Annotated in this window: 25 protein-coding genes; 17 read left to right on the forward strand and 8 right to left on the reverse strand. The window is 60.8% G+C overall.

Going from position 1 to position 21,099, the window contains the following annotated elements:
* Positions 1 to 95: 95 nt before the first annotated feature.
* Positions 96 to 1,928, reverse strand: a complete 1,833-nt coding sequence (locus QMX88_RS17535) for a monovalent cation:proton antiporter-2 (CPA2) family protein (protein WP_282371524.1) — start codon at positions 1,926 to 1,928, stop codon at positions 96 to 98.
* A gap of 254 nt (positions 1,929 to 2,182) precedes the next feature.
* On the opposite strand from QMX88_RS17535, the gene QMX88_RS17540 reads away from it, so the two are divergent.
* The 3 genes from QMX88_RS17540 to QMX88_RS17550 all read left to right on the forward strand — a co-directional run bounded on the left by QMX88_RS17540 (position 2,183) and on the right by QMX88_RS17550 (position 3,379).
* Positions 2,183 to 2,371, forward strand: coding sequence for a hypothetical protein (locus QMX88_RS17540; protein ID WP_122538211.1), 189 nt, complete (start codon positions 2,183 to 2,185; stop codon positions 2,369 to 2,371).
* Between the two features lie 148 nt (positions 2,372 to 2,519).
* Positions 2,520 to 2,786 carry a PepSY domain-containing protein gene (locus QMX88_RS17545; RefSeq protein WP_037010913.1) on the forward strand — a complete coding sequence of 89 codons (267 nt, stop codon included), beginning with the start codon at positions 2,520 to 2,522 and terminating at the stop codon, positions 2,784 to 2,786.
* Between the two features lie 161 nt (positions 2,787 to 2,947).
* Positions 2,948 to 3,379: a GNAT family N-acetyltransferase gene (locus tag QMX88_RS17550; protein ID WP_282371530.1), complete on the forward strand. Its 432-nt coding sequence runs from the start codon at positions 2,948 to 2,950 to the stop codon at positions 3,377 to 3,379.
* 18 nt (positions 3,380 to 3,397) lie between these two features.
* Here the strand turns inward: QMX88_RS17550 and QMX88_RS17555 are convergent, their stop codons facing one another.
* Positions 3,398 to 4,636 (reverse strand): NAD(P)/FAD-dependent oxidoreductase, encoded by a 1,239-nt coding sequence (locus QMX88_RS17555; protein WP_282371570.1) that lies wholly within the window; start codon positions 4,634 to 4,636, stop codon positions 3,398 to 3,400.
* A 184-nt stretch (positions 4,637 to 4,820) separates the two neighbouring features.
* Between QMX88_RS17555 and QMX88_RS17560 the strand changes: the two genes are divergently transcribed.
* Together QMX88_RS17560 and QMX88_RS17565 are read left to right on the forward strand one after the other, a co-directional pair.
* Positions 4,821 to 5,852, forward strand: a complete 1,032-nt coding sequence (locus QMX88_RS17560; RefSeq protein ID WP_282371533.1) for an Ldh family oxidoreductase — start codon at positions 4,821 to 4,823, stop codon at positions 5,850 to 5,852.
* A gap of 161 nt (positions 5,853 to 6,013) precedes the next feature.
* On the forward strand, positions 6,014 to 6,250 hold the full coding sequence (locus tag QMX88_RS17565) for a hypothetical protein (protein ID WP_282371535.1): 237 nt from the start codon (positions 6,014 to 6,016) through the stop codon (positions 6,248 to 6,250).
* 39 nt (positions 6,251 to 6,289) lie between these two features.
* Here the strand turns inward: QMX88_RS17565 and QMX88_RS17570 are convergent, their stop codons facing one another.
* Positions 6,290 to 6,445, reverse strand: a complete 156-nt coding sequence (locus tag QMX88_RS17570) for a hypothetical protein (protein ID WP_282371537.1) — start codon at positions 6,443 to 6,445, stop codon at positions 6,290 to 6,292.
* Between the two features lie 193 nt (positions 6,446 to 6,638).
* Here QMX88_RS17570 and QMX88_RS17575 point away from each other — a divergent pair, with 193 nt between their 5' ends.
* From QMX88_RS17575 to map, 3 genes are all read left to right on the forward strand, one after another.
* A complete protein-coding gene (locus QMX88_RS17575) occupies positions 6,639 to 6,983 on the forward strand; it encodes a helix-turn-helix domain-containing protein (protein WP_192172000.1) in 345 nt (114 codons plus the stop codon).
* A 91-nt stretch (positions 6,984 to 7,074) separates the two neighbouring features.
* Positions 7,075 to 7,329, forward strand: coding sequence for a ParD-like family protein (locus QMX88_RS17580; RefSeq protein ID WP_265386147.1), 255 nt, complete (start codon positions 7,075 to 7,077; stop codon positions 7,327 to 7,329).
* Entirely contained in the window at positions 7,326 to 8,111 is a 786-nt protein-coding gene (gene map / locus QMX88_RS17585) for a type I methionyl aminopeptidase (protein WP_192171999.1), read from the forward strand. The genes QMX88_RS17580 and map overlap by 4 nt, the downstream gene beginning before the upstream one ends.
* A gap of 223 nt (positions 8,112 to 8,334) precedes the next feature.
* On the opposite strand, the gene QMX88_RS17590 is transcribed toward map, so the two are convergent.
* Both QMX88_RS17590 and QMX88_RS17595 read right to left on the reverse strand, forming a co-directional pair.
* Positions 8,335 to 8,604, reverse strand: coding sequence for a hypothetical protein (locus tag QMX88_RS17590; RefSeq protein ID WP_192172285.1), 270 nt, complete (start codon positions 8,602 to 8,604; stop codon positions 8,335 to 8,337).
* An 83-nt stretch (positions 8,605 to 8,687) separates the two neighbouring features.
* On the reverse strand, positions 8,688 to 8,912 hold the full coding sequence (locus tag QMX88_RS17595) for a DUF6555 family protein (protein ID WP_282371551.1): 225 nt from the start codon (positions 8,910 to 8,912) through the stop codon (positions 8,688 to 8,690).
* Positions 8,913 to 9,392: 480 nt separating this feature from the next.
* Between QMX88_RS17595 and QMX88_RS17600 the strand changes: the two genes are divergently transcribed.
* Entirely contained in the window at positions 9,393 to 9,722 is a 330-nt protein-coding gene (locus QMX88_RS17600) for a hypothetical protein (RefSeq protein ID WP_282371553.1), read from the forward strand.
* Between the two features lie 92 nt (positions 9,723 to 9,814).
* Here the strand turns inward: QMX88_RS17600 and QMX88_RS17605 are convergent, their stop codons facing one another.
* Positions 9,815 to 10,864 (reverse strand): endonuclease/exonuclease/phosphatase family protein, encoded by a 1,050-nt coding sequence (locus tag QMX88_RS17605; protein ID WP_282371555.1) that lies wholly within the window; start codon positions 10,862 to 10,864, stop codon positions 9,815 to 9,817.
* A gap of 172 nt (positions 10,865 to 11,036) precedes the next feature.
* Positions 11,037 to 11,237 (reverse strand): DUF1654 domain-containing protein, encoded by a 201-nt coding sequence (locus tag QMX88_RS17610; RefSeq protein WP_074887522.1) that lies wholly within the window; start codon positions 11,235 to 11,237, stop codon positions 11,037 to 11,039.
* 270 nt (positions 11,238 to 11,507) lie between these two features.
* On the opposite strand from QMX88_RS17610, the gene QMX88_RS17615 reads away from it, so the two are divergent.
* Together QMX88_RS17615 and QMX88_RS17620 are read left to right on the forward strand one after the other, a co-directional pair.
* Positions 11,508 to 11,732 carry a YgdI/YgdR family lipoprotein gene (locus tag QMX88_RS17615; RefSeq protein WP_037010898.1) on the forward strand — a complete coding sequence of 75 codons (225 nt, stop codon included), beginning with the start codon at positions 11,508 to 11,510 and terminating at the stop codon, positions 11,730 to 11,732.
* 139 nt (positions 11,733 to 11,871) lie between these two features.
* Complete coding sequence (locus QMX88_RS17620) at positions 11,872 to 14,487, forward strand: PAS domain-containing protein (protein ID WP_282371558.1); 2,616 nt, start codon at positions 11,872 to 11,874, stop codon at positions 14,485 to 14,487.
* Positions 14,488 to 14,556: 69 nt separating this feature from the next.
* On the opposite strand, the gene QMX88_RS17625 is transcribed toward QMX88_RS17620, so the two are convergent.
* Positions 14,557 to 15,228, reverse strand: a complete 672-nt coding sequence (locus QMX88_RS17625) for a lipopolysaccharide kinase InaA family protein (RefSeq protein ID WP_192171993.1) — start codon at positions 15,226 to 15,228, stop codon at positions 14,557 to 14,559.
* A gap of 371 nt (positions 15,229 to 15,599) precedes the next feature.
* Here QMX88_RS17625 and QMX88_RS17630 point away from each other — a divergent pair, with 371 nt between their 5' ends.
* The 6 genes from QMX88_RS17630 to QMX88_RS17655 form a co-directional block, all read left to right on the forward strand.
* A complete protein-coding gene (locus QMX88_RS17630) occupies positions 15,600 to 15,863 on the forward strand; it encodes a DUF1652 domain-containing protein (RefSeq protein WP_282371560.1) in 264 nt (87 codons plus the stop codon).
* A gap of 264 nt (positions 15,864 to 16,127) precedes the next feature.
* A complete protein-coding gene (locus QMX88_RS17635) occupies positions 16,128 to 17,087 on the forward strand; it encodes a sugar ABC transporter substrate-binding protein (protein ID WP_192171991.1) in 960 nt (319 codons plus the stop codon).
* Positions 17,088 to 17,178: 91 nt separating this feature from the next.
* Complete coding sequence (locus tag QMX88_RS17640) at positions 17,179 to 18,729, forward strand: sugar ABC transporter ATP-binding protein (protein WP_282371562.1); 1,551 nt, start codon at positions 17,179 to 17,181, stop codon at positions 18,727 to 18,729.
* A complete protein-coding gene (locus tag QMX88_RS17645; RefSeq protein WP_122538241.1) occupies positions 18,729 to 19,724 on the forward strand; it encodes an ABC transporter permease in 996 nt (331 codons plus the stop codon). Before QMX88_RS17640 ends, QMX88_RS17645 begins: the two co-directional genes overlap by 1 nt.
* 1 nt (position 19,725) lies before the next feature.
* Entirely contained in the window at positions 19,726 to 20,748 is a 1,023-nt protein-coding gene (locus QMX88_RS17650) for a LacI family DNA-binding transcriptional regulator (protein WP_192171989.1), read from the forward strand.
* A 47-nt stretch (positions 20,749 to 20,795) separates the two neighbouring features.
* A partial coding sequence (locus tag QMX88_RS17655) for a PfkB family carbohydrate kinase (RefSeq protein ID WP_282371566.1) occupies positions 20,796 to 21,099 on the forward strand: 304 nt, incomplete at its 3' end.

The raw sequence follows: 21,099 nt of genomic DNA on the forward strand, positions 1-21,099 counted from the left end.
AACACTGCCTTCGTGAGCAAGCTCACTCCCACAAGGTCCCATGCGCCGGTAATCGTGGCATGGGCCTGATCTTGCACGTCGAAATTCCGCTTGGTCTACTTCTTGACCTTCACCGCAGGCTGCGCATCACTCGCCTCTTCGTCCATCCGGTCAGACTCAAACAGCTCGGACAATTCAGTCCGGGCTTCCAGCGCGCTTTGCATGACCTTCGCGGCGTCGTCGTAGATCAGGTGCTGGCGATTCAGCACTTGTTCGTCATGACGCTTGAATCGATCGATGCGCGCGGCCGCCTGAGCTTCACTCAGGCCCAGCCCGATCAGCGTGCGGCGGGTCATTTCCAGGCTTGAGTAGAACGTCTCCCGTACCGCTTCAGCGTCCAGATCCAGCAAGCGGTGAACGTGCTGGCGGTTACGGGCCCGGGCGATGATCTTCATGTGCGGGTACAGCCTGCGCACCAGTTCGGCGGTCTTGATGTTGGTGTCCGGGTCGTCCGTGGCGATGACGAAATATTCGGCCTGGTCCACCTTCGCCGCGCGCAGAATTTCCGGACGCAGGGGGTCGCCGTAGAACACCGGCACATTACCGAAGCTGCGGGTGAACTCGATGGTTTCCACCGACGTGTCCAGCGCAATGAACGGGATGTTCTGCGCGCGCAGGATACGCGCAACGATCTGCCCCATCCGGCCCATGCCCGCAATGACTACGCGCGGGTTGTCCGATTCGATTTCTTTGTACTCTGCCGGCACTTCCTTGATCACCGTCTTGGGCTTGAGCCAGCGCGACAGGGCCAGCAGCAACAGCGGCGTCAGCGCCATGGACAAAGTGATCGTCAGCACCAGGGTGTCGTACAGCGCGGCATCGAACAGGCCCTGATCGCGACCGATCTTGAACACCACGAAAGCAAATTCACCGCCCGCCGCCAGGACCAGCCCGAGACGCAGCGCACTTTGCTTGCCGAGCCCGCCCGCCAGACGTCCGACGAAGAACAGCAACGGCAACTTCAAGCCGATCAGCAACAGCGTCAGGCCCAGCACCGTGAACGGCGAGTTGATCAGCAGGCCGATGTTGGCGCCCATGCCGACGCTGATGAAGAACAACCCCAGCAGCAGGCCCTTGAACGGCTCGATCTGCGCTTCCAGTTCGTGGCGGTACTCAGAGTCCGCCAGCAGCAGACCGGCAAGAAACGCTCCCAGCGCCATGGACACGCCCACCAGGTCCATCAGCCACGCCGTGCCGATCACCACCAGCAGCGCGGTCGCCGTGGAGACTTCCTGCAGCTTGGTTTTGGCGACGATGCGGAACACCGGCCGCAGCAGATAACGACCGCCGACCACCACAATGGCGATGCCGCCGAGCACTTGCAGGCCGTGACGCAGGGAATCGCCGGAACTGGCATCGTGGGAGCCGCCGGCCAGCATCGGCACCAAGGCAATCAGCGGGATGGCCGCGATGTCCTGGAACAGCAGAATGGCGAAGGCCAGGCGACCGTGGGGCGCGTTGAGCTCCTTGCGTTCGGCCAGGCTCTGCAGGCCAAAGGCGGTCGACGACAGCGCCAGCCCCAGGCCGAGCACCACGGCGCTGTTGAGCGGCTGATTGAAGCCCAGCAGCGCGACGGCGCCAATCACCACCCCGGTCAGCAGCACTTGTGCCATGCCGACACCGAACACCGATTTGCGCATGGTCCAGAGGCGTCGCGGCGACAACTCCAGGCCAATGATGAACAACAGCAGCACCACGCCCAGCTCGGAGATGTGCGCGACGCTTTGTGGATCGCCGATCAGGCCCAGGCAAGACGGGCCGATGATCACACCCGCGATCAGGTAGCCAATCACGGCGCCCAGTTGCAGGCGTTTGGCCAGAGGAACCGTGAGAACGGCGGCGAGCAGGAACACGACTGCGGCCTGCAACAGGCTGCCTTCATGGGGCATTGGGAACTCCTTGTTGAAAGAGGGCAGAGGAAGGATTCTGCGTTTGTTGCAGACCCGTCCTACCGCCCTGAAAACGCTTGAGCGACTGAAAAGTGCGCGTATTAAACCACGTGAAAGTGACGGACATCAGCGGCCGAGACGCTTCGCCGCAGGCCTGGCGCGGGCGGTGGCGTGTCAGCGTCGACGTGAGCAGGTACCATGTCCGCACATTCGTACCGCGCCCCACATCTCGACCGGTTTTCAGGAATCCCGCAATGACCAACAAACAGCGTCTTATTTATTCGATCATCATCGCCTTGAGCGTTCTGGCGATCATGCTTGGCCTGTCCCATCTGCAGACCACCGGCGTGCTCAGCGAAAAGACCTTTCAATACATCGCGATCTTTGTCGCTGTCGTTGTCGTGGTCCTGAACGGCGTGCTGCGGCGCAAGGTCAAGCGCTGATCCACATTGGTGCTTTTTTAGCAGTGTCAGCGCTGCGACTTCATATGGCAGCATCAAGCGGTTACAAACCCCGGCTGAACTATTTTTCCGGTCACGAACTCCAAAAAATCGCATTCAAAAAGCCCGTACAGGGAAATGGAGTTCAATCATGATCAAGAAACTTACCGCTGCCGTTCTCGCCACCGCTGCCCTGACCACCGCACAGTTCGCCCTGGCGGACAAACCGGGCGCTGGCTGGATCACCATCGAAAAAGCGATCGAAAAAGCCAAGTCGGCAGGTTACACCGAGATCTACAAGATCGAAGCCGACGACAATGGCTACTGGGAAGGCGAAGGCCGCAAGGCGGACAGCCTGACCTACGAATTCCGCATCGACGGCACCTCCGGCAACGTCCTGCGCGATCAGAAAGACTGATCAATCCGGCGCTTGCGCGCGTGTGGGAGCCCCCGGGCTTCCACATCCATCCTCACCGCATCCCTCGCACTTCTTCTTCGCTTTAACCCCTTCTCGGCTTTACTCCCGCCTGTATATCCGACAATCTTGCCGTCCCCATTTCCGTCAGCAGGAAGCGACGCATGAGTGTCCGGATCGAATTCAAATCCAACCCCTCCGAAGAAGAACGCCTGCAGATCCTCGAGCCATTGAAGGATTACAACGCAGCCATGGCCGGCGACGGCAAGTCAGAAAAATTTGCGCTGTTTGTCCGCGACGAGCACACCGATGCCGTGCTCGGTGGCCTGCACGGCCGAATCCTCTACAGCTGGCTGTTCATCGAACTGCTCGTGGTGCCTGAACAGGCCCGGGGGCAGCGCATGGGCAGCCAGTTGATGAAGATGGCCGAAGACCTCGCCCGCGAACGGGGTTGCCTTGGCGTGTGGCTCGACACCTTTGATTTCCAGGCACCCGAGTTTTATCGCAAGCATGGCTATGAGCAGTTTGGTCAGCTGGATGACTATCCGCCCGGGCACCAGCGGCTGTTCTTCCAGAAGCGCTTGCAGGCAGAGTAGTCAACGGTGTGATGAGGTCTACTTGAACCGGCCCGGGCTGTAAGGCGCGGGATCGGTGAACGACGCGGCGCCCGTCATCATTTCCGCCAGCAGTCGGCCTGTGACCGGGCCGAGGGTCAGGCCGTGATGGGCGTGCCCGAAGTTGAACCACAGCCCTTTGTGGGAAGCCGCCGGCCCAACGACCGGGCGCATGTCTGGCAAACACGGTCGGCGCCCCAGCCAGGGTTCAGCGTCCAGCCGCTCGCCTAACGGATACAACCTTCGGGCGATGGCTTCGCAGCGGCGCAGCTGGATCTCGTTGATCGGCGCGTCCGGTGCGGCGAATTCGACGCCGGTGGTGAGACGAATCCCCCGCGCCATGGGCGCCAGCACATACCCCGCCTGGGCGTCGATGATCGAGTGCTGCAACGGCGCATCCGGGTTTGCCGCGTAATGCATGTGATAACCGCGCTTGATCCCCAGGGGGATGGGGTATCCAAACCGGGCAGTCACCTCTGTCGATTGCGGGCCCAACGCTACTACCGCGTTTTGTGCCTGCACCTGTCCCTCGCGTGTTTCCACCCGCCAGCGGTCGTTGTGCTGACAAAGACTGCGCGCGTCACCCTTGAGCAACAGGCCGCCACGTCCGACGAACAGCGCGGCATAACCGCGGACCAGTGCACCGGGATCGCTCACGCTTTTCGGATCGAGCCAGTGAATGGCGCCCAGCGCTCCATTCAGGTGAGGTTCACGCTCGCGCAATTGGCCCGCATCCAGCACCTCATAACGCAGGCCGTGACGGTCATAAGTGCGAGCGTCGGCCACTGCCAGATCAAATTCCCCCTGGTCGCGATAGAACTCGATCCAGCCCCTGGAACGGATCAGCGAGGTCATGCCTGAGGCCTCGGCCAGCCGGTCGTGCTCGCTGACGCAGCGTTCGATCAGCGGCAGCATTGCGCGGCTGGCGCTGGCCAGATTGGCGGGCGAAGAGTTTTGCCAGTACTGAAACAGCCAGGGCGCGATCTTTGGTAGCCAGGTCGGGCTGAAACGCATGGAGGATTGCCGGTTCAGTGCATAGCGCGCCAGCCGCGACCACTCGCGCGGAAAGGCGTAGGGGACGATGCTGGACCGTTCGATCAAGCCGGCATTGCCGTGGCTGGTACCAGCGCCGGGTTCATCGCGGTCCAGCAAGACGACCTGCTGGCCTGCCGCTTGCAGGTGCAGTGCGGAACAGACGCCGACGATACCGGCGCCGAGGACGACGGTTTGGCAATCCACGATCGGGCTATCAGCGGTGAGCGAATCCATGAGCGGTCCTCGTTCGGTTGAGGGCAGGGCGGCCATTGCGCGAGGCCTGCAGTTTACCCGCTGGTTGCTGCGCATTACTCTTCAGAACAAGCGTCTCCGGACGCCTGTCCTCTCTGTTCCGCTTCCACTTCCAATAATCACAACGGAGCTTAAGATGCCTTCCACCCACGATCGCCAGGCCACCCGGACGATTTCCTTTACTGATCTCACGGAGCTGCTGCGGCAGATCTTTGTGCGTCACGGCACCTCGCCAGAAGTAGCGCGGGTGCTGGCCGCCAATTGCGCGGCGGCTGAGCGCGACGGTTCCCACAGCCACGGCATCTTCCGCATCAAAGGCTATCTGTCGTCGCTGGCAGCGGGTTGGGTGGACGGCCAGGCCGAGCCAAATGTCGAGGACGTCGGCGCAGCGTTTGTGCGCGTCGATGCCATGGGCGGTTTTGCCCAGCCGGCGATGCAGGCCGCCAAGGCCCTGGTGATCGAGAAAGCACGCAGCGCCGGGATCGCCATTCTGGCCATCCGCAACTCCCATCACTTCGCCGCGCTGTGGCCGGACGTCGAGCCGTTCGCCCAGGAGGGGTTGGTGGCCTTGAGCGTGGTCAACAGCATGACCTGCGTCGTGCCCCACGATGCGCAAAAACCCTTGTTTGGCACCAATCCCATCGCGTTCGCCGCGCCACGGGCTGACGGTCAGCCCATCGTCTTTGACATGGCCACCAGCGCCATCGCCCATGGCGACGTGCAGATCGCCGCCCGAGAGGGGCGCCTGCTGCCGCCGGGGATGGGCGTCGACCGCAAGGGCCACCCGACCGAAGACCCGAAAGCCATTCTCGACGGCGGCGCGTTGTTGCCTTTCGGCGGTTACAAGGGATCGGCGCTGTCGATGATGGTGGAGCTGCTGTCCGCCGCGCTCACCGGCGGCAATTTCTCCTTCGAGTTCGACATGTCGAAGTCTCCCGGCGCGCAAACCCCCTGGACCGGCCAGGTGATCATCGTCATTGATCCGGACAAGGGCAGCGGTCAGGCATTCGCCGAACGCAGCGAGGAACTGGTCCGGCAGATGCACGGCGTCGGCCAGCAGCGCATGCCGGGCGATCGCCGCTATCGTCAGCGCGAGCGTTCCTTGAAAGACGGGATTGCAGTGTCGGCAGAGGATCTCGATCGGCTGGAAGCGCTGGCTAAAGGTTAACGGCTGGATGCCGAATTGACGTAAAGGGACGGCGCGGAGGCTGCCTGAGTGAGCCCAAAACTCAGGCTCATCCCCATGACCATTCGTCGCGACAGGACTTGCGTTCGAGGGGCGTTGAAAATACTGTATGTTTAAACAGTATCGAGAAGAAGAGAGCGGCCATGCAAACCAATCAAGTCAACACCCGTCAGGAATTCGCTGCGCAGAAAAACGAGTCGTCATTCAGCAGCGTGTGGGGCAACGAGATGCAGCGTGAGGATTTTCTTGCTCTGGCGTCGGGACTTCGCCAGTTCAGCGCCAGTCAGGCCGATATCGCATTTGTGCCATCAAGCGCCGGTTACGCCACGGGCAACGCCAATGTCTATGGGGCTGAACAGGGTCAGCTCGCAGGGGAATGATGTCAGGAGCGTGCTCCGGGCAAGACAGCCGGGATTGATTCAGGGCTTGAATCGCACCAGCACCGGGACGGGCGTCTGACCGTTCACCGTGCCGTCTGCGTCAGGCTGGCGCATTTTACCGGTGCGAATCATCGCCAGGGCAATCAATGTGCCCACGGCCGATAGCGCCAACCAACCCAGTAAGAAAGAAATCATTGTCTGGTTCTCCGAACTACAGAAATCGGGCTGCCATTCAAAAAGAATAGCGGTACATCAGAACCTATCGGCCACGAAGGTGATTCCTTGAGCCGTCAATTCGGAAGATTGACCAAATGAGCCCAAGGGCGCAACTCCCTCGGACCAATGGGGTCTTGCTCTTTGAACACAGTCAACTTCAGGACCCTCGTTTATGAAAGATCTCGGCTCACGTCTGAAAGAAGAACGCAAACGGCTCGGGCTGTCGCAACAGGACTTCGGCTCCATCGGTGGCGTTGAGGCCAACGCCCAAGGCAAATACGAAAGCGGTGAACGCATCCCGCGTTCGGATTACCTGGCGGCGCTGGGCAAAAAAGGCATCGACGTCATGTACGTGCTGTCAGGCGAGAGGACCCCGATCGCCACCGACACGCTGAACGACGCAGAGCGGGCAGTTATTACTCATTACCGGGCGCTCAGCGAAGATGACCGCGAGGCGATTTCGCAATTGGCTACGTCGCTTTCAGAGTGCGCGACCGAGTTTTCCCGCTCTGCATAAAAAGGCACGCTCTGCGCGGAGGAATCACGAGGGCCGGTTGCAAGAAAATATATGGAACGTATATGCTCCGTATATTCTTCGAGAGGTCGGTATGGGACTGGTAAAAATTTCCGAACAGATGCACGCCAACATACGTTGCGCCAGCGCGGCCCTGAGTCGCTCGATCAATGCTCAGGCCGAGCACTGGATGCGGGTGGGCATGCTAGCCGAGCTACACCCCGGTCTGAATTACAGCGAGATATGCCAGTTGCTGATCCGCGCTGAAACGTCTGGCGGCGCCGTATTGAGTCTTCAGCCCTGCGACCTGGTACCGGATCTGGCCCCGGCCCGGGCGGTGTCCCGATGAGCATCAGTCTCAAGACCGAAGCCGATCTGGTCGGGTTGCGTGTGGCGGGGCGCCTTGCCGCAGATGTGTTGGCGATGATCGCAGAGCACGTCAAGCCGGGCATTAGCACAGAAGCGCTGGATGACATTTGCAACGCTTACATTGTCAACGAGCTGAAAGTGATCCCTGCCAACGTCGGCTACCACGGGTTTACCAAAACCACCTGCATCTCGCCCAACACGGTCGTCTGCCATGGCATCCCGTCAGCGGATGACGTGCTTAAGGACGGCGACATCGTCAATATCGACGTCGCGGTCATCAAGGACGGCTGGTACGGCGATACCAGCCGCATGTACTACGTCGGGGAGGTCAGCCCGCTCGCCCGGCGTCTGGTCGAAACCACGTACGAAGCCACGCTGGCGGGGATACACGCCGTGAGACCCGGTGCGACCCTGGGCGACATCGGCCATGCCATCCAGAGCGTGGCCTACCGCGAAGGCTTCAGCGTAGTGCGTGAGTACTGCGGGCATGGCATCGGTCGCAAATACCACGAAGAACCTCAAGTCCTGCATTACGGCGCAGCGGGCAAGGGGTTGAAGCTCAAGACCGGCATGGTCTTCACCATCGAGCCGATGATCAACGCCGGTAAACCGGGCACTTACGTGCTGGATGATGGCTGGACCGTGCTCACCCGCGATCAGTCACTGTCGGCGCAGTGGGAACACATGGTGGCGGTGACCGAGACGGGCTTCGAGCTGCTGACCCCGTGGCCGGACGGCACGGGCGACTACCCGGCGGTCTGAGCGCGGGCGTTGAGCAAGGTTGAGCAAGTGGGTCTGGACGCATGAAGTCACAATAGCGAACGTGACGAAAACGGGACTGAGCTTGTAGGCTCCTTCTCGTTCCCCTGTGGTGCTGCTTCCTGACAGGCTTTGGATGATCAGTGCAGGTAGCACCAGGGGAGAACACCACTTATCGGACACAAAAAAACCGGCCTTGGCCGGTTTTTTGTTGCCTGCTTAAACCTTAATGTCTGGATGGCTCAGCTTCCAGCTGCCTGGCAGCCACGACTCCGGAAGAACTGAGTTTAACGGGGTACTTCAACGTGCGATCCCCTTCAGCAGGGCGGTTAACGCACCCGTCGTGAATCAATCCCGCCTCCTGCAAATGCTCAAGGGTGTCTGCAACCGCATTCTCCCCTCGGTAGTTGTCCAGAACTTCCTTGCCCAGGCCTGCCGGGTGGGCATGTAGCAACCGGGTCAGGACTTCCTGCTTCAGTGCGTTATCGATGGTCATGTTTACCTCGCTTTGCTGGTGTGATGAGCGCTGCTTGTAAATTCCGACCGCGTGAATCCGGGTTTGTTTGCAGTTTTCCTCGATCAGGTGCGTTTCCATTGCACTTGCGTGACGCCCAGGCCTTCGGCGTAAAGCAGTGCGCGTTTCACCGGCCCCGCGCAAATGTGGCCCTCGACGGCGCCCACCCCTGCGTGCAAGGTCGCAAAATGCAGCGCGTCACTTTCGCAGAGATGATTGCCTTGATGATTGAAGTGCCGCGGCTCACCTCGAAACCGGTAATGAATTTCAAAATCCTTATAGTCATTCATGGTGCTGGCCTGTAGGGGCGTGGGTTAACGCCGGCTGAATGAGGGGGGCTTGCTTCATGTACCTGACAGCCTGCACGTCGACTGCATCGGCATTGCTGTCACTTCATTTCGAGATCGATACAGGCTGATCAACTCTCAATGGCCTTGGACCGTAATGCATCTCTACCTGAGACGGGCCATCCGCAATCGGGTTGCGAAGCGGCCGACCGGCGCAGAATTGCATACCTTCATGAGGGTTTAACATCGCCGGCCGATGGGCGGCCATGTGCCATATCGATATGAATATTCGCCATACATCCAGACGCGTTGACTAGGGATAACAGGGCGTTTTCGAGGGGATGCCGGGAATCAAACCCGCCCGCGAAGGTGAATGCTGGAGGGTCGGAAATGTTTTGTGCGGAAAAGGCAAATTGATGGCCCGCTTCGGCCGGCTTTTCTGAAAAAATCCTTTTTTATCAATTGATTCCGGGATGAACCTGTATGCGCAGTGTGGGCTTGGCGGTAATGGCGGTTTTTCTGGCAGCGGTGTCCGTGACCGCGAACGCCAAGGACCTCAGCAAGAACGACCTGCAGGTCTGCAAATGGGGAGCAGGTGTTGCGGGGGCGGCGCAGCAGTCAAAGCTTTCTGGCACCACCCTCTACAGCGCGCGCAAAAAACTGCAGAGCCGTAAGTTCGCCAAACCGTGGATGAGCAAGATGGCGCTGGGCATCACGGAACAGACCTACAAAAGCCCTTCGAAGCTCAAACCCGCCGCAGTGAAGCAAACCTACTACGAGGGCTGCATCCAGCACGACCTGGCGCGTAAATAACTGGGGGGTTATTCGGCGTTGGACAGCCACTCAAGTCGCCTTTCACGGCGTGGCAGGCGACTTGAGCAGGGATCGGCGCGCGCCGCTGCGGATCAATGGCAGTTGCCGGCCAAATGATAATGCTGCGCTTCGGCAGCCGCCGGGCTGTTGAACTCCACCCGGTTTTTCTCGGCAATCGCGTTGTACGAAGGGCAGTCCGGACGGTGGTACACCATGGTCTTCTTGTTGCCGCGAATCGCCAGCGTCAGGTTTGCCGGGTTCCCGCCGGCACTCGCAGCAGGCTTCATCGGATTGCTTGCAGTGGGCGGTGCCTTGGCGGTCACGGCAGACGCCCCGGCAGCACCGTTGCCACCGCTCAAATTGGCGCTGAGGAAAATCGGTGCGTGATCGGACACGCTGTCACGGCCCTTGGCGTGGGTCACGCCGAGGAATGTCGGGTAATCGAACACCTCGACCTTGTTCACCCGGATCGCCGACTGCTTGCTGATAAAGATGTTGTCGTAGAGGTTGGCGAATTTGCCGTCCTTCGTCGAGAGCGTGCTCGCGCCATCAAGTACCAGCGGCCTGGCGCTGCTGTCGAGCTTGTCCCACGCGGGCGAGTTGGGCGGGGTGTTGAAGTCGCCCATCAACATGATCTGGTTGTTGCCCGGGTAGGTTTCCTGCAGCCAGGTCCAGTAATTAGACAGCGCGACGATTTCCGAAGCGCGGTCCGCCTGGTTCTTGCCATACAGGATGTGCACGGTGGCCACGACAAAGGTCTTGCCGTCCTTGAGCGAGCGGAACTGCGCAGAGTAGGGCTCGCGTTCGAAGGTGTCGCTGCGGTCCAGGTAGCTCACGGCGCCGTCTTCATAGGCAACGGCATCATCCCGCCAGACGAATCCGTACATTTCCTTGTAGGAAGAGCGGCCCACGGCATGGGACGCCATTGAGCTCCAGTGCTTGCCGGTTTGCCGGGTCAGCTCCTTGGCCAGCGCCTCCAGCGCGTCTTCGCTCATCAGCTCCTGAACCGCGAGAAAGTCCACCTTCTGCGCGACTTTGGCGATGCCCTGAAAGTCCTTGTTCGGGCGCACGCTCAGGTGCTCCAGGTTCCAGGTGCCAATGTTGACGTCAGCGGAAGCGGTTTGCAGGAAAGTGAAAGACAAAAGCAGAGCGACACAAAATCTGAGCATGTTTATCCAACTGGGTTATTCATCGAGGGAGATTGATTCGGGGTGCAGCGGTGACGAGTCGATGGCCGTGAGCTGTGCGCCTGCGGCCATCACTGTCGTAGCGGGGATGTCTGGCCATGACCTCGGCCTCAAGGACGCCGGCAGGTTAATCTTCCTTGGGCACGGTCCAGAAAATCTGCACGCCGCCGTCGTCCCGCCAGGCCAGGGTCACGTTGTCGTTCTCGTCGATCTCTTCCAGCAACTGTTTCCAGTCGTCTTCGAGTTCATCCGCAAGCCGGAAAATCAGCGCCGCGCGGGCTTTCTGCGCACTCTGCGAGTTGATGATTTTCTGAACCCGCACGGCCATGCGCTCGTAGTGCCCTGGCGATGCTGCGGTTGATGCGTTGGTGTCAGACACGAAGTGACCCTCCTGTTCGCTGTATGCGCATACAGTATTTGAGTGTCGGACGTTTCGCAACAGCGGATCGGACAAAAACCTCCTTTGACCCAAGTCGCTGATTTTTCGGTTGATTGTCCGGGATTGCGAACCAAAGTCGATGGCGCTGATCTGATCTGCTAGATGACGATTCAGCGTTTGAGCGCATGGCGCTTGAGCCCTACACACCAGGAGGCTTTTATGAAAATTCAATCATTGCTGATGCCGGTCGCGTTCGCCTGTTGTGCAGCGTTGGCGGGTTGCTCTACGTCGACCGTGGTCACCTTGCAAAACGGCACGCAGTACGTGACCAAGGATGCGCCGAAGACCAAGAGCAAAGACGGCTTTTATGAGTTCGAGGACATCTCCGGCAAAACCATCCGCGTGCGCGCTGACGAGGTAGCCACCGTCAAGGAAGAGGACTGAGCCACGCCAGGGCCCGGCTGGCATGGCCGCCGGGCCCGCGCTGTATGCAAACTCGTCCCGATCTGAATGGAACGTCCTCGCATTGCCTTCGCTCTAAGCGAGGCTTTCTGCTCACGATATTTCCTCTCAGGCCCTAATTATGGATACCCCACCCAACACCGGGTTCAGCGCAGCACCCCTGCGTTTCCTTGCCAACGGCGGTGCGGTCGGTGATCTGCTTCAGTCCCCATTGATGGACGGCTTGCCCCTCGGTGCGCCCTCCGACTGGCCGGACAGTCTGAAGGCCCTCATGGGCACGATTCTCCCTGTGCAGGCGCAGATTGTGCTCTTTTGGGGACCTGAATTCGTGGCGCTCTACAACGACGCCTATGCGCCGAGCATCGGCGAGAAACATCCCCGTGCTCTTGGCCGGCCTGCGGTCGAGAACTGGCGCGAGTTGTGGGACGACCTCGAGCCGCTGCTGCGCGGTGTGCGTGAAACCGGGAAAACCTTTGCTGCCAAGGACCGTGCCTTTTATATCGAACGCCACGGCTACGGCGAAACCGTTTACTTTGACGTCTCCTATTCTGCGGTACACCAGAGCGACGGGGCCGTGGGCGGCGTGCTCTGCGTTGTGACCGAAACCACCGAGCGCGTGCATTTCGAACGTCGTCAGGCGCTGCTGCTTGAGGTGGGCCAGGCCTTGCCCTCCATTCGCGACCCCGAGCAGATCGAAGCGGACGTCATCCAGCGTATCGGACGCGAACTGGGCGCCGCCCGAGTCCACCTCGCGGAGGCTGACGAGCAGGGCGACTTCGTCATTCGCCGTGAATACCGGCAGGGTGACGTGACGACCCGATCAGGGCTGATCGCCGTCAGCGATGAGAGCTGTTCTGCGTTGCGCCAGGGCTTTACCGTGCAAGCGGCGATAAAGGCTGACGCCGTTCTGGCTGACCCTCGCGGCGCTGCTCTTCAGCAAGACCGCACAACGAGTCTGGCCGTGCATGTGCCGTTGATGCGCCATGACGTCCTGGCCGGCGTGTTCACTGTTGAGTTCGACGGGCAACGGGTCTGCAGCCCCCATGACATTCACATCATCGAAGAAACAGCCAAGCTGGGCTGGCAATGGATCAACCACACACGGGCTGAATCGGCGCTGCACGCCAGTTCCGCGCAACTGGCCGGGATGTTCGAACAGGCAGGCGCCGGGATTGCGCTGTGTGATCACCGAGGCGTGTTTCAGCAGGTCAATGATCGCTACTGCGACATCATGGGGCTGCAGCGCCGGGCCATCGACGGCCGCTCAATCCTCGATTTACAGAAAGACCTCGCACCTGACACGCAGTCGATGTTCCATGAGAACTTCCTGACCGCCGAAGCGCCCTTCGAGCTGACTCAGCACCATGTGCGCGCCAATGGCTCCGTCGTATGGGTGCAGACTCACGTGACGCCGCTGCTCGACGCGCAACAACACCTCAGTGGCTTACTGTTTGTTTGCGTCGACATCACCGCGCGCGTGGGCGCCGAACATCAACTGATCGAGCTCAACGAAAGCCTCGAACAGCGCGTCGCGACCATGGTGGCCGAGCGCGAGGCGGCCATTTCGCTGCTGCACGAGTCGCGCAAGATCGAGATGGTCGGTCAGCTCGGCGGCGGCATCGCCCATGACTTCAATAACTTGCTGACGCCGATCATGACCTCGCTGGAGTTGCTGCGGCGCCAGCCGGTCAGCAATGACCGTTCCCATCGGCTGATCGACGCCGCACTGCAGGCCGCAGATCGCGCGCGAATTCTGGTCGGCCGCTTGCTGACCTTCGCTCGCAGGCAGACGCTCAAGCCTCAGGTGGTGGCGCTGGACAGCCTGGTCAACGACATGCGTGACCTTATCCAGCGCTCGCTGGGTCCGACCATCGAAGTAATCGTCGAGATTCCCGCAGATCTGCCCAACATACTCATCGACCCCCATCAGCTTGAACTGGGCGTGCTCAATCTCGCGGTCAATGCCCGGGACGCGATCGCCGAACGCGGCTACCTGAAAATCAGCGCGCGTCCCGAGGTGATTGCCGACAGTCCGGGGTTGGGCCCGGCGCCGGCGCAGGGTTGCTACGTCAGGCTGACAGTGTCGGATAACGGCAGCGGCATGACCGAGGAAGTGCTGCAACGCTGCGTCGAGCCGTTCTACTCAACCAAAGGCGTCGGCAAGGGCACCGGTCTTGGATTGTCGATGGTGCAGGGGCTGGCCCTGCAATCGGGCGGTGGTTTTGATGTTCAGTCGGCGCCGGGTCTCGGCACGCGCGTTGACATCTGGCTGCCCGTGTCGAGCGCGGATGTGCTGACACCGGCAGAAGGCGAGGGCGACTCGGCGCCCGCCGCGGATCACCCTTTTCACGTGCTGGTGGTGGATGATGAGGAACTGGTCCGCTACACCGTTGCGCTGCAACTGCGTGACCTGGGCTATCGGGTGACCGAAGCGGCGTCGCCGTCCGCTGCCGAGCAGATGGTCAGCGCCGGGTTGCGGCCGGACGTGCTGATCACCGATCAGTTGATGGCCGAAAAAAGCGGTACCCAGCTCGCCTTGAGTCTGCGCGAAGTCCTGCCTGCGCTGCCGGTGCTGGTCGTCACGGGGTACACCAGCGATTCGTCGACGCAGATTGCCGGTTTCGAGATGCTGGCCAAGCCGTTCAGCCGGGCTGACATTGCGTCGAAAGTGGCGCAGGTGATCAACGACCGGAAAGCACCGGCATTGATCAGCGAGCAGGCCGGTCACGCCTCTTGATGGGGTGAGCCCTTAACGCCGTACCCTTCATGCCAGGTGCTGCAACGGCATGAAGGGTGGCTGCTTCGCCTAGACGGCTCGGCCGATGGCCTGTTCGTAGCACGACAGGAAATACTGCCACTGGGATTCGTCCCAGAATGAGTGCCTTCTAAGCTGCGGAATGTCGTGACGCGCCGCGCCCAGGGTGGTGATCCGGCCGTGGGATTTTTCCAGATCCAGCAGCGCCAGCTCAAAATCAAAACGCGTCTCGGTGACCGTCGCCTTGATGAAGATGTGCTTGGAGCGCATGCAGCCATGCTGCCACTTGCCCAGGTGCATCTTTGCCAGGGTCTCGGCCAGGCGCTTGAAGAGTCGCTGATGTTGCTCGACGCTCAAGGTGCTGGCACCGCCCTGTGCATACCAGGTGTCAAGATCGATGAAACCGCCCAGATCCTTGGTCACCAGAACGCCTTGCCATACACCGGCAACCTTGCGTGCGCCATAAAAAACCGGTCGTGGTGCGTTGACGCCCAGTTCCTCGAGTTTTGTCAGCGCGATGCCCTCACGCAGTGCAGTCGGGCGGCCTGTCGGGTAACGGAAACTGCGAAACAGGTGGCCCGTCTGGCGTTTCACGTAAAGCGTCTTGCCGTCATGCACAACGCGTTGCACACCGCTGGTGCCGTTGCGGCGCACGTTTGGTGGCTCGACCCAAGGCCCCGACGTGCCCCACCAGAACTCAAACTCGTTGTTTGCCCGACCCATCATGCGCTCCGAATACTGTAGAAATCTTGCTTGTGCAGCGACTGCCGTGTTGCAGTGCGAGCCCCTCTGGCCGTCGCGGGCCAGATTAGTTCACTGCCGCTCAAGGATATTGGCGAATGGCCATTTTGAAGGCGCCCAGCTTACTGGCTTGCCGCTCTCATTAACCAGTCAAACCCGCGGCATTTACGCCATCCAGCAGGTCGTATAGGCAGCATTTGTCTGATTACGCCGCCAGGCAGTCCCGTTGAATGACCCTTGGGCCGTGTCCCTGGTGAGCCACGTCATGCCCGTTCGTCCCATTCCTGTGAAACTCGCGGAATTGCTGGAGCCTGGCGACATCCACCGTGCATAACTAAATAAGGAAATTTGCCATGATCTCTACACTTGAACTCTGCCATATCGTCGAATCAGGTTTTCTGCCTGCCAAGTGCAAATGCACCATCGATGCCAATGACCAAATAATGGTGCAGATTTTTGACCGCGAGCGGGGCCACGCCGATCTCCTGGCCGGGGGTATTCCGGTCAGCTCGCTCAACTCCAGCCGCGCCATCGCCAACCTCATTGCCACGCTCAAAGAAGACTTGAAGCTCCACTCAGCCAGCCGACGTCCGACCGCCCATCAGGAACGCGCGTAATTCCTCAGTAACGCTCACGACAACCGAGGCACGATTCACCCTTCCTTTCTATCCTCCGATTCAGGGTGCAGGCCGCCAGCGCTGCAACGGTGATCGGAGGAGCAGGGCAACACACGGCCCGCCTCTTTTGACCGCTTTGCACAGTTGACAAATGCTTGAACGGTTCCCATAGTTTCGCTCACGCAAACGTTTGCGATTTCGTCGATGCATCCCCCGACGCGTAAACGCTGCCGATAACAACAATCATAATGTCGGAGTGATTCCATGAAGCTGCCATTCGCTGCACGCCTTCTTGCTGTTGCCATGCTCACCGCTTCCGCTGCAACCCTGCCTCTCTCATCCGCCTTTGCCGACGACGCTAAAAAGCCGACCGTCGCGCTGGTGATGAAATCCCTCGCCAACGAATTCTTCCTGACCATGGAAGACGGCGCCAAGGTCTATCAAAAAGAGCATTCCGCTGACTTTGACCTGATCTCCAACGGCATCAAGAACGAGTCCGACACGGCCGCGCAGATCGACATCGTCAACCAGATGATCGTCAAGAAAGTCGACGCGCTGGTCATCGCCCCGGCCGATTCCAAGGCCTTGGCGTCGGTCCTGAAGAAGGCCATGGACGCGGGCATCAAAGTCGTCAACATCGACAACCAGCTTGACGCCGACGTGCTGAAAAGCAAGGGCATGGAAGTGCCGTTCGTAGGCCCGAACAACCGCAAGGGCGCCAAGCTGGTGGGTGACTACCTGGCCAAGCAACTGACGGCAGGTGATGAAGTCGGGATCATCGAAGGCGTTCCGACCACCACCAACGCGCAGCAACGCACCGCGGGTTTCAAGGACGCGATGGACGCTGCGCAGATGAAAATCGTTTCCACGCAGTCGGGTAACTGGGAAATCGACAAGGGCAACGCTGTTGCGTCCGCCATGCTCAACGAATACCCGAACCTGAAAGCGCTGCTGGCCGGCAACGACAGCATGGCGCTGGGCGCTGTCTCGGCAGTACGTGCGGCAGGCAAGGCGGGCAAGGTTCAGGTGGTCGGCTACGACAACATCAATGCCATCAAGCCTATGCTGAAAGACGGCCGCATTCTGGCCACCGCTGACCAGTTCGCGGCGCGTCAGGCCGTGTTCGGTATCGACACCGCTTTGAAGATGGTCAAGGGCGAGAAGCTCGAGATCACCAACGGCGTGATCGAAACCCCGGTCGAGCTGGTGACCAAGCCGCAATAAGCCGGCCTGGTTTCTCGGTCAACACATTCCAAACCCGCAGTTTTCCAAATATGTACCGCCTGCCCGTGAGGGCAGGTGCGTGGAGATCGTTATGTCAGCGTCTGCTCAGGCCGCTGTTCTATCTGTCAGTGGTATTGGCAAAACCTACGCCCAACCTGTACTCGGTGACATCGACCTGACGCTGATGCGCGGGGAAGTGCTGGCCTTGACCGGGGAAAACGGCGCCGGCAAAAGCACGCTGTCGAAAATCATCGGCGGGCTGGATACACCGACCACCGGCCAGATGCAGTTTCAGGGGCAGCCCTACCAGCCTGCCAGTCGCACCCAGGCCGAAAAGCTTGGCGTGCGCATGGTCATGCAAGAACTCAATCTGCTGCCGACGCTGTCGGTGGCGGAAAACCTGTTTCTCGACAACCTGCCCAGCCGCGCCGGTTTCATCAATCGCCGCAAGCTGCGCGAAGATGCGATCAAGGCCATGGCCCAGGTCGGCCTTGAGGCCATTGACCCGGACACGCTGGTTAGCGAACTGGGCATTGGCCATCAACAGATGGTCGAAATCGCCCGCAACCTGATCGGCGACTGCCATGTGCTGATCCTCGACGAGCCAACGGCGATGCTCACGGCGCGCGAGGTGGAAATGCTCTTCGAGCAGATCACGCGTCTTCAGGACCGTGGCGTTTCCATTATCTACATCTCTCACCGCCTGGAAGAACTCGCCCGCGTTGCCCAGCGCATCGCCGTGCTGCGCGACGGCAAGCTGGTCTGCGTCGACTTCATGGCCAATTACAACAGCGAGCAACTGGTCACGCTGATGGTGGGCCGTGAACTGGGCGAGAAGATCGATCTGGGCGAGCGCAAGATCGGCGCGGTGGCGCTGTCGGTCAGAGGCTTGAGCCGCACCGACAAAGTCCGCGACGTTTCCTTTGATGTCCGGGCCGGTGAAATTTTCGGGATTTCCGGGTTGATCGGCGCCGGACGTACCGAGTTGCTGCGGCTGATCTACGGCGCGGACGTGGCCGACAGCGGCAGCATCGAAGTCGGCAGCCCGCTGCGCAGCGTGCAGATCAAGTCGCCGGTGGACGCCGTGGGTCATGGCATTGCCTTGATCACCGAAGACCGCAAGGGCGAGGGGTTGCTGCTGTCGCAATCGATCAGCGCCAACATTGCACTGGGCAACATGGAAGCCATTTCCAGTGCCGGCGTGGTCAACGGCAACTCGGAGATCGCTCTGGCTCAGCGTCAGGTGGGCGCCATGCGCATTCGCAGTTCCAGCCCGACGCAACTGGTGTCGGAACTGTCGGGCGGCAACCAGCAGAAGGTCGTGATCGGCCGCTGGCTGGAGCGCGATTGCCAGGTGATGTTGTTCGACGAGCCCACCCGCGGGATCGACGTTGGTGCCAAGTTCGACATCTACGCGCTGCTGGGTGAACTGACCCGTCAGGGCAGGGCGCTGGTGGTGGTCTCCAGTGATCTGCGCGAGCTGATGCTGATCTGCGACCGCATCGGCGTACTGTCTGCCGGGCGCCTGATCGACACCTTCGAGCGTGACACCTGGACCCAGGACGAACTGCTTGCCGCTGCCTTCGCGGGCTATCAAAAACGTGACGCGCTGCTGTCTGAAGCCGCGCCCAGGATCGACTGATGAAAACTTCTACTTCTCCTGCCGCGCTGCCGTCTCCGGGCAAGCGCAGCGGCAACTACTTCGGCCTGGGCACTTACCTGGGGCTGGCGGGCGCATTGCTGGCGATGATCGTGTTGTTCTCGTTGCTCAGCGATCATTTCCTGTCGTACGAAACCTTCAGCACCCTGGCCAACCAGATTCCCGACCTGATGGTGCTGGCAGTCGGCATGACCTTCATCCTGATCATCGGTGGCATCGACCTGTCGGTGGGGTCGGTGCTGGCGCTGGCTGCGTCGGCGGTCAGTGTGGCCATGCTCGGCTGGGGCTGGGGCGTGTTTCCGTCGGCGTTGCTGGGCATCGCCTGCGCAACGGCGGCCGGTACCCTGACCGGCTCGATCACCGTGGCGTGGCGCATTCCCTCGTTCATCGTGTCCCTCGGCGTGCTGGAAATGGCCCGCGGCGTGGCGTATCAGCTGACCGACTCGCGCACCGCGTACATCGGTGACTCCTTTGCGTGGCTGTCCAACCCCTTTGCCTTTGGCATCTCGCCGTCGTTCGTCATCGCGCTGATCGTCATCTTCGCCGCCCAGGCCGTGCTGACGCGCACCGTGTTTGGCCGCTACCTGATCGGCATCGGCACCAACGAGGAAGCCGTGCGTCTGGCGGGCATCAATCCCAAGCCCTACAAGATCCTGGTGTTCTCACTGATGGGCCTGCTGGCGGGCGTTGCCGCGCTGTTCCAGATTTCGCGCCTGGAAGCCGCTGACCCTAACGCCGGTTCCGGGCTCGAACTGCAAGTGATTGCGGCGGTGGTCATCGGCGGCACCAGCCTGATGGGCGGGCGCGGTTCGGTGATCAGCACCTTCTTCGGCGTGCTGATCATCTCGGTCCTGGCTGCAGGGCTGGCGCAGATCGGCGCGACCGAGCCAACCAAACGTATCATCACCGGTGCTGTCATCGTCGTTGCAGTGGTCCTCGACACCTACCGCAGCAACCGCGCGCGGCGGCGCGGCTGACATGGCAACCATCAAGGACGTAGCGGCGATTGCCGGGATTTCCTACACCACGGTGTCCCATGTCCTTAACCGCACCCGACCGGTCAGCGAAGAAGTACGAAAGAAGGTCGAGGCCGCCATCGTGCAACTGGACTATGTGCCCAGCGCCGTTGCGCGGTCGCTCAAGGCCAAGGCCACGGCGACCATCGGCCTGTTGATTCCCAACGGCATCAACCCGTACTTCGCCGAACTGGCACGGGGCATCGAGGATTACTGCGAGCGCAACGGTTTCTGCGTGATCCTCTGCAACTCCGATGACAACCCCGACAAGCAGCGCAGTTACCTGCGCGTGCTCCTGGAAAAACGCGTCGACGGCCTGATCGTGTCGTCGGTGGGCGGCGGAGACAGCCTCGTCGAGGGCTTGTCCGCGGTTCGCACGCCGCTGGTCATCGTCGACCGCGATCTGGATGGCGTAACGGCTGATCTGGTGCGCATCGACCATGAGCTGGGCGCGTATCTGGCGACGTCGCATTTGCTGTCTCTGGGCCACCGGAAAATCGCCTGTATCTGCGGCCCGGCGCAGACCAGCGTGGCGAAGATGCGTCTGGCGGGCTATCACCGGGCGATGCAGGAAGCGTCGGTCGACGTGCCGGAAAGCTGGGTGGTAGAAAGCGATTTCACCGGCCCCAGTGGCTATCTTGCTGCGGTGAAACTGCTGGAGCAGGATCCGCCGACGGCGATTTTTGCGGCCAACGACATGGTCGGCATCGGCGTGTTGCGCGCTGCTGCCGAGCGGAACGTGCGGGTCCCGGCGGACCTATCGGTCATCGGCTTCGACGACATCCAGATGAGCCAATACGTTTACCCGGCCCTGACCACCGTCGGCCAATCCATTCTGCAACTGGGCGAGCGCGCTGCCGAGATGCTGCTGCGGCGGATCTCCTCGCGGGGCGAAACCGCTGTCGAACACCTGGTCGTTGCGCCGAGTATCGTGCTGCGCGAATCCACAGCGCCTCCACCCCAGGTATTTACCGAATTTCGTTAAGCCGAGCGCTCCGCCCGGTCTAGAAAGCGTTCTGAAGAGTAGACGTCATGCAAGCAAAAGTAGTGATAGTGGGCAGCCTGAACATGGACCTGGTGACGCGCGCGCCGCGTTTGCCCCGGGCCGGAGAAACCCTGGCCGGGCAGTCGTTCGTCACCGTGCCGGGCGGCAAGGGCGCCAATCAGGCGGTAGCGGCGGCACGACTGGGCGCCAGTGTCGCCATGATCGGGTGCGTCGGCGATGATGCCTACGGCGAACAGCTTCGCACCGCGCTGCTGGCCGAAGGCATCGATTGCCAGGCAGTGACCCCGGTCTCCTGCGAGTCCACCGGCGTTGCGCTGATCGTCGTCGAAG

Source organism: Pseudomonas sp. PS02290 (assembly GCF_029960075.1).
Classification (GTDB): Bacteria; Pseudomonadota; Gammaproteobacteria; order Pseudomonadales; family Pseudomonadaceae; genus Aquipseudomonas.